Annotated in this window: 9 protein-coding genes; 4 read left to right on the top strand and 5 right to left on the bottom strand. The window is 72.0% G+C overall.

The features are described from left to right. The 3 genes from nuoL to nuoN are packed head-to-tail and all read left to right on the top strand — an operon-like array spanning position 1 to position 5188. Positions 1 to 1965, top strand: a complete 1965-nt coding sequence (nuoL, locus tag AB0E88_RS17040; RefSeq protein ID WP_361630774.1) for an NADH-quinone oxidoreductase subunit L — start codon at positions 1 to 3, stop codon at positions 1963 to 1965. Between the two features lie 5 nt (positions 1966 to 1970). After that, complete coding sequence (locus AB0E88_RS17035; protein WP_361630771.1) at positions 1971 to 3542, top strand: NADH-quinone oxidoreductase subunit M; 1572 nt, start codon at positions 1971 to 1973, stop codon at positions 3540 to 3542. Further along, complete coding sequence (gene nuoN, locus AB0E88_RS17030) at positions 3539 to 5188, top strand: NADH-quinone oxidoreductase subunit NuoN (protein WP_361630768.1); 1650 nt, start codon at positions 3539 to 3541, stop codon at positions 5186 to 5188. The genes AB0E88_RS17035 and nuoN overlap by 4 nt, the downstream gene beginning before the upstream one ends. Positions 5189 to 5273: 85 nt before the next feature. On the opposite strand, the gene AB0E88_RS17025 is transcribed toward nuoN, so the two are convergent. Then, positions 5274 to 5810 (bottom strand): hypothetical protein, encoded by a 537-nt coding sequence (locus AB0E88_RS17025; RefSeq protein WP_361630765.1) that lies wholly within the window; start codon positions 5808 to 5810, stop codon positions 5274 to 5276. Between the two features lie 252 nt (positions 5811 to 6062). Here AB0E88_RS17025 and recQ point away from each other — a divergent pair, with 252 nt between their 5' ends. Further along, positions 6063 to 8105 (top strand): DNA helicase RecQ, encoded by a 2043-nt coding sequence (gene recQ / locus AB0E88_RS17020; protein WP_361630951.1) that lies wholly within the window; start codon positions 6063 to 6065, stop codon positions 8103 to 8105. 66 nt (positions 8106 to 8171) lie between these two features. Here recQ and AB0E88_RS17015 read toward each other — a convergent pair whose 3' ends face one another. Genes AB0E88_RS17015 through AB0E88_RS17000 form a run of 4 tightly spaced genes read right to left on the bottom strand, consistent with a single transcriptional unit; the run spans position 8172 to position 14023 of the window. Then, positions 8172 to 10946, bottom strand: a complete 2775-nt coding sequence (locus tag AB0E88_RS17015; protein WP_361630948.1) for a fumarate reductase/succinate dehydrogenase flavoprotein subunit — start codon at positions 10944 to 10946, stop codon at positions 8172 to 8174. Between the two features lie 50 nt (positions 10947 to 10996). Further along, a complete protein-coding gene (locus AB0E88_RS17010) occupies positions 10997 to 11818 on the bottom strand; it encodes an ABC transporter ATP-binding protein (RefSeq protein WP_361630762.1) in 822 nt (273 codons plus the stop codon). After that, positions 11802 to 12683: an ABC transporter permease gene (locus AB0E88_RS17005; RefSeq protein ID WP_361630759.1), complete on the bottom strand. Its 882-nt coding sequence runs from the start codon at positions 12681 to 12683 to the stop codon at positions 11802 to 11804. The genes AB0E88_RS17010 and AB0E88_RS17005 overlap by 17 nt, the downstream gene beginning before the upstream one ends. Beyond that, complete coding sequence (locus tag AB0E88_RS17000) at positions 12680 to 14023, bottom strand: ABC transporter substrate-binding protein (RefSeq protein ID WP_361630945.1); 1344 nt, start codon at positions 14021 to 14023, stop codon at positions 12680 to 12682. Before AB0E88_RS17000 ends, AB0E88_RS17005 begins: the two co-directional genes overlap by 4 nt. Between the last annotated feature and the right edge of the window lie 24 nt (positions 14024 to 14047).

Below are 14047 nucleotides of genomic sequence, written 5' to 3'. Positions count from 1 at the left end.
GTGGAGAACCTGATCGCGCTGCTCATCGCGGCGCCCCTGCTCGGAGCGGCCGTCCTCCTGGTCGGTGGCCGGCGCCTGGACCGCGCCGGCCACTGGATCGGCACGCTGCTGTCCGCCCTGTCCTTCGTGTTCGGTCTCGTCCTCTTCTCCGACCTGCTGGGCAAGGACGCCGCACACCGCACCCTGACCCAGCACCTGTTCAGCTGGGTGCCCGTCGAGGGCTTCCAGGCGGACGTCGCGTTCCGCCTGGACCAGCTGTCGATGACGTTCGTCCTGCTGATCACCGGCGTCGGCTCGCTGATCCACCTGTACTCGGTCGGGTACATGGAGCACGACGAGCGCCGCCGCCGCTTCTTCGGCTACCTCAACCTGTTCCTCGCGGCGATGCTGCTGCTCGTCCTCGCCGACAACTACCTTCTGCTGTACGTCGGCTGGGAGGGCGTCGGTCTCGCCTCCTACCTGCTCATCGGCTTCTGGCAGCACAAGCCCAGCGCGGCCACCGCGGCGAAGAAGGCCTTCCTGGTCAACCGCGTGGGCGACATGGGCCTGTCGATCGCCATCATGCTGATGTTCACCACCTTCGGCACCTTCGCCTTCGGCCCCGTCCTCGGCACCCACGAGACCCCCGGTCTGGCCGGCGGTGCCACGGAGGGCAAGCTCACCGCGATCGCGCTGATGCTGCTGCTCGCCGCGTGCGGCAAGTCCGCCCAGGTGCCGCTGCAGTCCTGGCTCGGCGACGCGATGGAGGGCCCGACCCCGGTCTCGGCCCTCATCCACGCGGCGACGATGGTGACCGCCGGTGTCTACCTCATCGTCCGCTCCGCGGCGATCTTCAACGCGGCGCCCGACGCGCAGCTCGTGGTCACCGTGGTGGGCGCGGTCACGCTGCTGTTCGGTGCGATCGTCGGTTGCGCCAAGGACGACATCAAGAAGGCGCTGGCCGGCTCGACGATGTCGCAGATCGGCTACATGGTGCTGGCCGCAGGCCTCGGCCCGATCGGCTACGTCTTCGCGATCATGCACCTGGTGACGCACGGCTTCTTCAAGGCCGGCCTCTTCCTCGGCGCCGGTTCGGTCATGCACGGCATGAACGACGAGGTCGACATGCGCCGCTACGGCGGCCTGCGCAAGTACATGCCCATCACGTTCATCACCTTCGGCCTCGGCTACCTCGCGATCATCGGCTTCCCCGGCCTGTCCGGCTTCTTCTCCAAGGACAAGATCATCGAGGCGGCGTTCGCCAAGGGCGGCACCGAGGGCTGGATCCTCGGCGGCGCGGCCCTGCTGGGCGCGGCCATCACCGCCTTCTACATGACGCGGGTGATGCTGATGACGTTCTTCGGAGAGGAGCGCTGGCGCAACGCGCCGACGCCGTCCCCGGCCGAGCCCAGCGTCGAGCCGGCCGCCGAGACCGGCGGCGCGCACAGCGAACCGCACCCGCACGAGTCGCCGAAGGTCATGACGATCCCGATGATCGTGCTGGCCGTCGGATCGGTGTTCGGCGGCGCGTTCTTCAGCATCGGCGACCGCTTTCTGAACTGGCTGGAGCCCGTCACCGGGCACAGCGAGGGCGACTCGCCGCTGAGCGCGGCGGTGGTCACCGGCGCCACCATGGTGTGCCTCGTCATCGGAGTGGCCATCGCCTGGGCCCAGTACGGCCGCAAGCCCGTCCCGGCCGTCGCCCCGCGCGGCTCGCTGCTCACCCGGGCCGCCCGCCGTGACCTGCTGCAGGACGACTTCAACCACGTCGTCCTGGTCCGCGGCGGCGAACACCTGACGCGCTCCCTGGTCTACGTCGACCACACCCTGGTCGACGGTGTCGTCAACGGCACGGCGGCCTCGGTCGGCGGCCTGTCCGGACGGCTGCGGCGCCTGCAGAACGGCTTCGCGCGGTCGTACGCGGTCTCGATGTTCGGCGGTGCGGCACTGCTCATTGCCGCGACCCTGCTGATGAGGGCGGTCTGATACCGATGTCCTTTCCTCTGCTGACAGCGACGGCGGCGCTCCCGGCCATCGGGGCCATCGCCACGGCCGCCGTCCCGGCCGCGCGGCGCACCGCCGCCAAATGGCTGGCGCTGCTGTTCTCGCTCGCCACGCTCGCCCTGGCGGTCACCGTCCTGGTCCGTTTCGACCCGGACGGCGCCCGCTACCAGCTCACCGAGTCGCACGCCTGGATCGCCGAGTTCGGGGTCCGCTACGAACTGGGCGTGGACGGCATCGCGGTCGCGCTGGTCGCGCTGACCGCGCTGCTGATGCCGTTCATCGTCCTGGCGGGGTGGCACGACGCCGACCCGCTGGAGACCGGCAGCCGGCGCTGGCGGCCCACGCAGGGCTTCTTCGCGCTGATCCTGGCCGTCGAGGCGATGGTGATCCTCTCCTTCGAGGCCACCGACGTCTTCCTGTTCTACATCTTCTTCGAAGCCATGCTCATCCCGATGTACTTCCTCATCGGCGGCTTCGGGGACCGTGCCCACGAGCACGGCGAGGAGGCGGCGTCCCGGCAGCGGTCGTACGCGGCCGTGAAGTTCCTCCTCTACAACCTGGTCGGCGGTCTGATCATGCTGGCCGCGGTGATCGGCCTGTACGTGGTCGCCGGGAACTTCAGCCTCGCCGAGATCGCCCAGGCCCGGGCCAACGGCTCGCTGCACATGGCGACGAACACCGAACGCTGGCTGTTCCTCGGCTTCTTCTTCGCCTTCGCGGTGAAGGCGCCGCTGTGGCCGCTGCACACCTGGCTGCCCAACGCCATGCAGGAGTCCACCGCGCCGGTCGCCGTCCTCATCACGGCGGTCGTCGACAAGGTCGGCACCTTCGCGATGCTGCGCTTCTGCCTCCAGCTCTTCCCGGAGGCGTCGAAGTGGGCGACGCCGGTGATCCTCGTCCTGGCCCTGATCAGCATCATCTACGGCGCGCTGCTCGCCGTGGGCCAGCGCGACATCAAGCGTCTGGTGGCGTACGCGTCGATCTCGCACTTCGGCTTCATCATCCTCGGCATCTTCGCGATGACCAGCCAGGGCCAGTCCGGCGCGACGCTGTACATGGTCAACCACGGCATCTCGACGGCCGCGCTGATGCTGGTCGCCGGCTTCCTGATCTCCCGGCGCGGCTCGCGGCTCATCGCGGACTACGGCGGTGTGCAGAAGGTCGCCCCGGTGCTCGCCGGCACGTTCCTGATCGGTGGTCTCGCGACCCTGTCGCTGCCGGGGCTGGCGCCGTTCGTCAGCGAGTTCCTCGTCCTGGTCGGCGCGTTCTCCCGCTACCCGGCCGTGGGCATCGTCGCCACGTTCGGCATCGTGCTGGCCGCGCTGTACACGCTGGTGCTGTACCAGCGGACGATGACCGGTCCGGTGAAGCCGGAGGTCTCCGCGATGCCCGATCTGCGGGTGCGCGAGCTGGTGGTCGTCGCCCCGCTGGTCGTCCTGCTGATCTTCCTGGGCGTCTACCCGAAGCCCGTCACGGACATCGTCAACCCGGCGGTCAAGCAGACCCTGTCCGACGTACACAAGAAGGACCCCCGGCCCGAGGTGGAGGCGGCCAAGTGAGCACCCCAGCCGTCCACAGCCTGTGGACAACCGCGGCCGACCCGATCTCCAAGATCGACGCGCCGAAGATCGAATACGGGCAATTGTCGCCCACCCTGATCGTCATCGGCGCAGCGATCGTGGGCGTCATGATCGAGGCGTTCCTGCCGCGCAAGGCGCGCTACCACGCCCAGCTGTTCGTGTCCGTCGTCGCGCTCGCCGCTGCCTTCGCCGCGGTCGTCGCGCTGGCGGCGGACGGGTACGGCACCACCAAGGCGCGCATCGCTGCGATGGGCGCGATCGCCGTCGACGGGCCCTCGCTCTTCCTTCAGGGCACCATCGTGCTGGCCGCCCTGGTCGGCCTGTTCACCTTCGCGGAGCGGCGCCTGGACCCGGCGGCGCACGGCCGGCCGGTGGACTCCTTCGCCGCGCAGGCCGCCTCCGTGCCCGGCGGGGAGAGCGAGAAGGCGGCCGTGAAGGCCGGTTTCACCACCACCGAGGTCTTCCCGCTGCTGCTGTTCGCGGTCGCCGGCATGCTGGTCTTCCCGTCGGCCAACGACCTGCTGACGCTGTTCGTCGCGCTGGAGGTGTTCTCGCTTCCGCTGTACCTGCTGTGCGCCCTGGCCCGCCGCAAGCGGCTCATGTCGCAGGAGGCCGCGGTCAAGTACTTCCTGCTCGGCGCGTTCGCCTCCGCGTTCACCCTGTTCGGCATCGCCCTGCTGTACGGCTACGCGGGCTCGGTCTCCTACGGCACGATCGCCCAGGTCGTCGACGGCACGATCAGCAACGTCGACCCGGCCCTGGCGGGCACCATGGGCAACGACGCGCTGCTGCTGCTCGGCACCGCGATGATCGTGATGGGCCTGCTGTTCAAGGTCGGCGCGGTGCCCTTCCACATGTGGACACCCGACGTCTACCAGGGCGCTCCCACCCCGGTGACCGGCTTCATGGCCGCGGCGACCAAGGTGGCGGCGTTCGGCGCGCTGCTGCGCATCCTGTACGTCGTCCTGCCCGGGCTGCGCTGGGACTGGCGGCCGGTCATGTGGGGCGTCGCGATCGTCACCATGCTGGGCGGCGCGATCGTCGCCATCACGCAGACCGACATCAAGCGCCTGCTGGCGTACTCGTCCATCGCGCACGCGGGATTCATCCTCGCGGGTGTCATCGCGACCACACCGGACGGCGTCTCGTCGGTGCTGTTCTACCTGGCCGCGTACTCGTTCGTGACGATCGGCGCGTTCGCCGTGGTGACGCTGGTGCGCGACGCGGGCGGCGAGGCGACGCACCTGTCGAAATGGGCGGGGCTCGGCCGGCGCTCGCCGCTGGTGGCGGCCGTCTTCGCGGTGTTCCTGCTGGCCTTCGCCGGCATCCCGCTCACCTCCGGCTTCGCCGGGAAGTTCGCCGTCTTCAAGGCGGCCGCCGAGGGCGGCGCGGCCCCGCTGGTCGTGATCGGTGTGATCTCGTCGGCGATCGCGGCGTTCTTCTACATCCGGGTGATCGTGCTGATGTTCTTCAGCGAGCCGCGTCCGGAGGGGCCGACGGTCGCCGTGCCGTCGCCGCTGACGATGACGGCGATCGGTGTCGGCGTGGCGGTCACGCTGGTGCTCGGTGTGGCGCCGCAGTACTTCCTGGACCTGGCGAGCCAGGCAGGTGTGTTCGTGCGCTGACCCGCTGGGCGGGACGGCCGTGGGCCCCGGTTCCTCTGCTGAGGAGCCGGGGCCCCGTGCTTGCCCGCGTGGGTGGTGATGTGTGTCAGGCGTGCGGCATGTCGGACGCCGGGCAGGTCACGTCGGGGTTCCACTGGGCGAACAGACCCTTGCGGTTCGGCTTGTACAGCCACGCGTGCAGGTCGTAGTGGCGCGGCATGCCGGGGTAGTGACCGGCCATGGGGCCCTGGAAGTCCTGGCCGAAGATCTGCGGCCGCTTGCCCTGGGCGTCGGCGGTCGGGACGACCCACTCCACACCGACCAGCCGGCGCCCGCCGTTGCCGTCGTCCTCGTAGAGAAGACCGGCCGGCTTGGCCGGGTCCAGGGAGCCGAAGCGGGACTCGTTGAAGTAGTGGTAGCCCATTCCGCCCTGGTCGCGGGCCAGGCACATGTGCGCCCGGTAGCCGTCGGCGAGCGCGTTCGGCAGGTAGCCGTACTTCGCGGTCGCCTCGTACGTGCGGGCGAGCTGCCCGCGCAGGACCGGGTCCGGGCCCGCGGAGTCGGCGTGGGCGGGCGCGGCGACCAGGGGCAGGGAGAGAGACGCGGTCAGGGCGAGGACGGCCTTGGCGAGACGGGGACGCATGCGGGACATCTCCTCGGGCGACGGACGGACACGACGGCGGCGGGTCCCCCGGGCCCGCCCGAGCAGCATGTCCCGCAGGTCCGGGGCTCGCCATGCCGGACGGTCCATTGGGCTGAGGTGCGACGGCGGCACACACATGCGGGGGAACGGTCGGATGATCACACCGCGCGCCTGTGGACAACTCGGGGGCTGTCAGCGCGGGCCCCTATCGTGGAGGCAGTGGTCGAGGGACGACGCACGGGGGACGGGACGATGGCCGGGACGGGCGTGATCAGCGAGATGGCAGAGATGACCGAGGCGCCGGGCGCGGGCGAGAGCGAGGCGCTCGCCACGCTGCACCGCGTCTTCGGATACGAGGCCTTCCGCGGCGAGCAGGAAGCGATCGTCGAGCATGTGGTGGCCGGCGGGGACGCGGTCGTCCTCATGCCGACCGGTGGCGGCAAGTCGCTGTGCTACCAGATCCCGGCCCTGGTCAGACCGGGCACGGGGATCGTCGTCTCGCCGCTCATCGCGCTCATGCAGGACCAGGTGGACGCGTTGCGGGCGCTCGGTGTGCGCGCCGGGTTCATCAACTCCACGCAGGACTTCGACGAGCGCCGCGTGGTGGAGGCCGAGTTCCTGGCGGGCGAGCTGGACCTGCTGTACCTCGCGCCGGAGCGGCTGCGGGTCGACGCCACCCTGGACCTGCTCTCCCGGGGGAAGATCTCCCTCTTCGCCATCGACGAGGCGCACTGCGTCTCCCAGTGGGGCCACGACTTCCGGCCCGACTACCTCACCCTGTCCCTGCTCGGTGAGCGCTGGCCCGACGTCCCGCGCATCGCCCTCACCGCGACGGCGACCCACGCCACGCACCGGGAGATCACCGAGCGGCTGAACATGCCGCGGGCCCGGCACTTCGTGGCCAGCTTCGACCGGCCCAACATCCAGTACCGGATCGTGTCGAAGTCCGACCCCAAGAAGCAGCTGCTGAGCTTCCTGCGGGAGGAGCACGCGGGCGACGCCGGCATCGTCTACTGCCTGTCGCGCAACTCCGTGGACAAGACGGCGGAGTTCCTCACCCGCAACGGCATCCAGGCGGTGCCGTACCACGCGGGCCTGGACGCCGGCACGCGTGCCGCGCACCAGTCGCGCTTCCTGCGGGAGGACGGACTGGTCGTGGTGGCGACGATCGCCTTCGGCATGGGCATCGACAAGCCGGACGTGCGCTTCGTCGCCCACCTGGACCTGCCGAAGTCGGTCGAGGGCTACTACCAGGAGACCGGCCGGGCCGGCCGCGACGGACTGCCCTCCACGGCCTGGATGGCCTACGGCCTCAACGACGTCATACAGCAGCGCAAGCTCATCCAGTCCGGCGAGGGCGACGAGGCCTTCCGGCGGCGGGCCCAGTCCCACCTGGACGCCATGCTCGCCCTGTGCGAGACGGCCCGGTGCCGGCGCGGCCAGCTCCTCGCCTACTTCGGGCAGGAGCCGGACGCGGCGGGCTGCGGCAACTGCGACACCTGCCTGACCCCGCCGGAGACCTGGGACGGCACGGTCGCCGCGCAGAAGGTCCTGTCGACGGTGGTGCGCCTGCAGCGCGAGCGCGGGCAGAAGTTCGGCACCGGTCAGATCGTGGACATCCTGCTGGGCAAGCGCACCGGCAAGGTGATCCAGTTCGACCACGACCAGCTGTCGGTGTTCGGCATCGGCCAGGACCTCGGTGAGGGCGAATGGCGCGGTGTGGTGCGCCAGCTGCTCGCCCAGGGACTGCTCGCCGTCGAGGGGGAGTACGGCACGCTGGTGCTGACCGAGGCCAGCGGGTCGGTGCTGCGGCGCGAGCGGGAGGTGCCCCTGCGCAAGGAGCCGAAGAAGCCGGCGGCCTCCCGGTCGGCGTCGGGCTCCTCGGGCGCCTCCGGCCGCGGCGGCGAACGCAAGGCCAGGACCGCCGTCGCCGAGCTGCCCGCCTCGCTCCAGCCCGCCTTCGAGGCCCTGCGTGCCTGGCGCGCCGAGCAGGCCCGCGAGCAGGGCGTCCCGGCGTACGTCATCTTCCACGACGCGACGCTGCGCGAGATCGTCACGGTGTGGCCGACGTCGGTGCAGGAACTCGGAACGGTCAGCGGGGTGGGTTTGAAGAAGCTGGAGACGTACGGGGAGGGCGTGATCGAGGTCCTGGCCGCTCTGGGCGAGCAGCCCGCTCCGGCGGCGCCCCAGGAGGCCGGCCCCGGCACGGCGGCCCCGCAGGGGGCCATGCGCGGCGCGGCGGAGCCGGACGACGACTGGCCGGACGTGGAACCGGAGCCGGAGGAGTGGAGATAGCCGGACACCGGGTGCGCGGCGTGCGCCGTCCGACGGCGAGCGCCGCGCACCCCGGAGTCCCGCCCGTCACAGCCCCCGCGCCGCGTACGCCCTGACGTCCGCGTCCGTGTCCGCGGTGGCCGTGGCCAGGGCCGCGCGGGCGCCCTCGGCGTCGCCGTGCCGGGTGAGGGCGAGGACGGCGGCCTTGCGTACGTCGGCGTTCGGGTCGGCGACCGCCTTGGCGAGCGCGGGGACGGCCAGGGCGGCGTCCGCGGCCGACAGGGCGGTGGCGGCTCCGGCGCGGACCTGCCAGGCCGCGTCCGCCAGGGCGGCGACGGCACGTGCGGCCGGCTCGGCGGGGCATCCGGCGGTGCCCAGCGCCTGGTACGCCGCCCCGCGCACCAGTGCGTCGGGGTCCTCGCTGAGGTGGGCGAGGGCAGCGAGGACCGTACCGGGCGACGCGGAGGCCGGGGCGTCGGTCGCGCGGGTGGTCACCGCCACCGCGGCCAGCGCCTTGGCGAGCGTGACCCGAACCTCGCGGGAGGGGTCGGCTCCGGCGGCGCGGGCCAGTTCGTCGGCCGCGTCGACGGAGACGAGAGCCCGTACGGCCGCGATGCGCACGGTGATGTCGGTGTCGGCCAGGGCCCCGGCGAACAGGCCGGCGTCACCGAGGCGCAGGGCCCGCAGGGTGTCGAGGGCGGCGGCGCGGACGACGGGGTCCGGTTCGGCCAGAGCGGCGGCCAGGCCGTCGCGCAGGGCGGGCTCGGGCGGCAGCGTCTCGACCAGCTCACGCAGGGACGCGGCGGCCGCGGAGCGCACCTCGGCGGCCGTGTCGCGCAGCGCGGCGGCGAGGGCCGGCCCGGTCCCGGCGGGCAGTGTCTCGGTCAGGACGGCGACCGCCTCACGCCGGACGGCGGCAGCCGGGTCCGCCAAGTACGGGCGCAGGGCTTCCAGTTCGGGCTGTTCCTCGGCGAGGGCCACCAGCTCCAGGAGGCGTTCGGCGGACGGCCCGGTGCGCGGGACGGCGTCCGACGGCTGTTCCGCGGCCGGCTCAGGCTCGGGGCCACCGGTGACGACGCCCGTGACCGCCACGGGTGCCGCGTCCCGGGACCCGGCGGTGGCCACATCCTGCGGGCGCACCTCGCCGAGGGCGCGGGAGGAGCCGCCGACCGGCGCGTACCCCTCCACGGGGACCAGATAGGGAGCCACGGGACGGGCCGTGAACTCCATCGCACCGGAGGGGGACTTGTGCAGATCGAGGTGGTGGAACCAGGAGGCGTCGTCACGGGCCGGATGGTCCAGGCGCTCGTGGTAGAGGCCCCAGCGGGACTCCGTGCGGGCCAGGGAGGCGCGCGCGGCCATCTCCGCGCAGTCGCGGATGAAGGTGACCTCCGCGCACCGCATCAGCTCGTGCGGCGTCGTCGCCCCCATCGCGGCGATGTCGGTGCGCATCCGCTCGAACGCCTCCAGGGCCAGCGAGAGCCGGGCGCCCGACTTCGGCGGGGCGACGTAATCGTTCACGAAGCGGCGCAGCTTGTACTCGACCTGCTGCTGCGGCGGGCCGTCCGGGTTGCGCAGCGGGCGGTAGATCAGCTCGTGCGCCTCGCGCAGCTGGTCCTCGGGCAACTCGCCCTCGTAGGCGGTGTACTGTGCGGCGTCCGCGCCGGCCAGGTCGCCGAAGACGAAGGCGCCGATCATGTAGTTGTGCGGCACGCACGCCAGGTCGCCGGCCGCGTACAGGCGGGGCACGGTCGTGCGCGCGTGGTCGTCGACGCGGACGCCGGAGGCGGAGTGACCGCCGCACAGACCGATCTCGGAGATGTGCATCTCGATGTCATGGGTGCGGTAGTCGTGGCCGCGCCCGGAATGGAAGGTGCCGCGGGTGGGGCGTTCGGTGGAGTGCAGGATCGACTCCAGTGCCGCGACGGACTCCTCCGGCAGATGGCTGAGCTTGAGGTAGACCGGCCCCCGGTCGGAGGCCACCTCGGCGGCGAACTCCGCCATCATCTGCCCCGACCAGTAGTCGGAGTCGACGAAGCGCTCACCGTGCCGGTTGACCTGGTAGCCGCCGAAGGGGTTGGCGACATAGGCGCAGGCCGGGCCGTTGTAGTCCTTGATCAGCGGATTGAGCTGGAAGCACTCGATGCCGGTGAGTTCGGCGCCCGCGTGGTAGGCCATGGCGTAGCCGTCACCCGCGTTGGTGGGGTTCTCGTACGTGCCGTACAGGTAGCCGGAGGCGGGCAGGCCGAGCCGGCCGCACGCGCCGGTGGCGAGGATCACCGCGCCCGCGCGCACCACGACGAACGCGCCCGTGCGCGTGTTGAAGCCGACCGCTCCCACGGCCCGCCCCTGCGCCGTCAGCACCCGTACCGGCATCACCCGGTTCTCGATGCGGATCCGCTCCCGCATCTCCCGCCGCCGCAGCTGCCGGTAGAGGACCTTCTTGACGTCCTTGCCCTCCGGCATGGGCAGCACATAGGAGCCGGAGCGGTGCACCTGGCGGACCGCGTACTCGCCGTGCTCGTCCTTCTCGAACTTCACGCCGTACGACTCCAGCCGCTGCACCATCGCGAAGCCGCGCGTCGCCGTCTGGCGGACCGTGGACTGGTCGACGATGCCGTCGTTGGCGCGGGTGATCTCGGCGACGTAGTCGTCGGGTTCGGCGCGGCCGGGGACGACCGCGTTGTTGACGCCGTCCATGCCCATGGCGAGCGCACCGGAGTGGCGCACGTGGGCCTTCTCCAGCAGCAGCACGTCCGCGCCGCGCTCGGCCGCGGTCAGCGCGGCCATCGTGCCGGCGGTGCCACCGCCGATGACGAGGACGTCGCAGGTCAGCTCCTCGGCGTCACCGAGGGCGGGGATCGCCAGGGGGGTGTCCACAGTGGTGTTCACGACAGTCACCGGGGTGCCTTTCACGTGCCGAGCGAGGAGAGGATGTCGCGGCGCAGCGCCACGCGCGCGGGGTCGTCGTGTGCCGTCCGGTCACGGGGGCGCGGCACATCGCGTACGGCGGTCACCTCGCCGGAGCCGATCAGCGCCACCCGGTCACCGAGGAACAGCGCCTCGTCGACGTCGTGGGTGACGAAGACGACGGTGGCGCCCGTGCCGTGCAGCACTTCCACCAGCAGGTCCTGCATGCCGGCCCGGGTCTGGGCGTCCAGCGCGCCGAAGGGTTCGTCCATCAGCACGGCGCGCGGCCGGCCGGCCAGGGCGCGGGCCAGCTGGGCGCGCTGGCGCTGTCCGCCGGAGACGCGGTGGGGCAACTGCCCGGCGTGGCCGGCGAGGTGGACGCGGTCCAGCCACTCCTCGGCGCGGTCCCGGCGCACGCGGCGCGGGACGCCGGCGATGGCGAGCGGGAGTTCCACGTTGCCGCGCAGGGTGCGCCAGGGCAGCAGCGCGTCCTCCTGGAAGACCAGGGCGCGCTGGGCCGCCGGTCCGGTCAGTGGCCGGCCGTCCTGCTCGACCGTTCCCTCGAGCGGTGGCAGCAGCCCTGCGAGGGTGCGCAGCAGTGTCGACTTGCCGCAGCCGGAGGGTCCGACGACGGTGAGGATCTCGCCGGGGGCGATGTCCACGTCGACGCCGCGGACGGCGGGGGCGTCCGGGCGGCCGAGGGTGACGCCGCGCAGGGTGAGCCGGGTGCCGCCCGCGGTCTGCGCCGGGCGGGCCGCTGGCCGGTCGGGTGTGCTGGTGCCGGACGAGGTGCCGGGCGTGCGGGTCTCAGACGAGGTGCTCATCACGGGCCTCCTTGCTCGGCGCGGGGGACGCCGTGGCCACGGCGGTGCCCCCGGGCGCCTTCGATCCGGCGGCTCCGGCGGGGCGGACGCGTGCCGTGGGGGCGGGGGACGTGCGGGGCAGCCAGCGGGTCAGGCGGCGGCCGAGGAGTTCCACGGCGGTGGAGGTGAGCCAGCCGAGCACGCCGATCGTGACCATGCCGACGAAGACACCCGGGTAGTCGACGACGGTGTAGTCCTGCCAGGTGCGGTAGCCGACGCCGTACTGGCCGGAGATCATCTCGGCGGAGATCACGCAGATCCACGACACGCCGATGCCGACGGACAGCCCGCCGAAGATGCCGGGCAGGGCGCCCGGCAGGACGACCGAGCCGAGGACCCGCCACCGGCCGCCGCCCATGGTGCGCACCGCCTCCTCCCACACGGGGGTCAGGGCGCGCACCGCGTGCCGGGTGGAGACCAGGACGGGGAAGAAGGCGGCGGTGCAGGTGATGAAGACGATGCCCTGCTCGTTGGAGGGGAAGAGGAGGATCGCGACGGGGACGAGGGCGATGGCGGGGATCGGGCGGACCACTTCCAGCAGCGTGCCGAGCAGGTCCTCGGCGAGCCGCGAGCGGGCCACGAGCACGCCGGCGGCGACGCCCAGGACGGCCGCGAGGAGGAAGCCGGAGGCGATACGGGTCAGGCTGTCGGTGAGGTCCGTCCAGTAGTCGGGACCGGACAGCCTCCGGGCGAAGGCATGGGCGATGTCGGTGACCGTGGGGAACTGCGAGAAGCGCAGCCACAGATCGACGTCCAGGCTGGTCAGCAGCTGCCACACGCCGAGAGCGGCGGCGAGGGAGAGGACGCGCAGCGCGTACCGGGTCATGAGGCCCGCTCCAGGGCTTCGGCGTACGTGACGACGCGCGCGCCGCCGTGGCCCGAGACGTAGGCCCGGGCGGTGGCCGGGGCGACGAACGGCAGCAGTTTCGTGCCGTCGGCCACCCAGATCGCCTTGTCGGCGAACCACAGGGTGCCGGTGGTGGCGTCGGCGACGTAGGCGGCGCGGACGGTGTCGTGGTGCCGCTTCACGTGGCTGAGGAGCGCGGCGGGCGAGGGCAGCTCGAGGGTCTTGTCCGCACCCTTGGGCCAGACCTCGGCCGCGGCGGGCGCGGGCGTGGCGGTCAGGCGCCGGGCGTAGGAGGCGCCGAGGGCCTGCTTCACGTAGTGGTCGTCGACGAAGGCGTCCACGTCGATGTCGCCGGTCAGTTTCGCGGCCTTCAGGATGGCCACGTCCTGCTTGAGCGCGGAGACCAGTTGCGGTTTGACGGCCGGGTCGAAGGTGGCGATGCCGTGGGCGCCGTTGTAGAGGTAGACGACCTCAGCGGGCAGGCCGGTGGCGTCGGCGACCTTCTCGGCGGCGGTCACGGGGTGGGCGCCCAGGTAGTCGGTGGCCTCGGCCTGCGCCTTGAGGAAGGCCTCCAGGACGGCCGGGTGCTTCTCGGCGAAGTCCTCGCGGGCGGTGACGCCGTGGAAGGTGGGCAGGTTCAGCTGGGCGCCGTCGTAGAGGGCCTTCGCCTTGCCCTGGTAGGCGAGCAGGCCCGGCCAGGCGACGAACTGCGACAACGCGTCGGCGCTGCCCGCGGTGAGGGCGGAGGCGCCCACGGCGGGCTGCTGGTTGAGTTTCTCGATGCCCTTGTCGGGGTCGATCCCGGCGCGCTGCAGGGCCCGCACCAGGGTGCCGTCGGCGGCGGAGCCGATGGACGTCGAGACCTTCTTGCCCTTCAGGTCCGTCACGGAGGCGAGCTGGGAGCCGGGTGCGGTGACGATGGTGTTGAGGCCGCCACGGAGGTTGTAGCCGGTGACCGAGACCAGGTGGGTGGGGCGGTTCAGCTGCTTGCCGCGGGCGGCGTTGATGAGCAGCGGGAAGTCGCCCATCGACCCGATGTCGATCTTTCCGGCGGTCATCTGGGCGGTGATGGGGGCGCCGGTGGCGTAGTCCTGCCAGACGACCTTGTAGGTGTGGCCGTCGTGCAGGGCGTCCAGCTGCTTCTCGAAGGAACCGAGGGAGCGCAGCAGGGTGCCGGCGGTGACGGTGTTGATGGTCTTGGACTGGTAGCCGACGGTGACGGTGACCGTGGCGCCGTCACCGCCCGCGGCGGCGGTGCCACCGCAGGCGGTCAGCGGCAGCAGGAGCAGGGAGGCGGCGCCGAGTGCGGTGCGTTTCACCGGGAGGGGCGTGGTGTGCTTCAT

Origin of the sequence: Streptomyces sp. NPDC028635 (genome assembly GCF_040637635.1) — a bacterium.
In the GTDB taxonomy this organism is placed as follows: domain Bacteria; phylum Actinomycetota; class Actinomycetes; order Streptomycetales; family Streptomycetaceae; genus Streptomyces.
The sequence above is the reverse complement of the archived record's forward strand: the minus strand, read 5'-3'. Positions and strand labels throughout refer to the sequence as shown.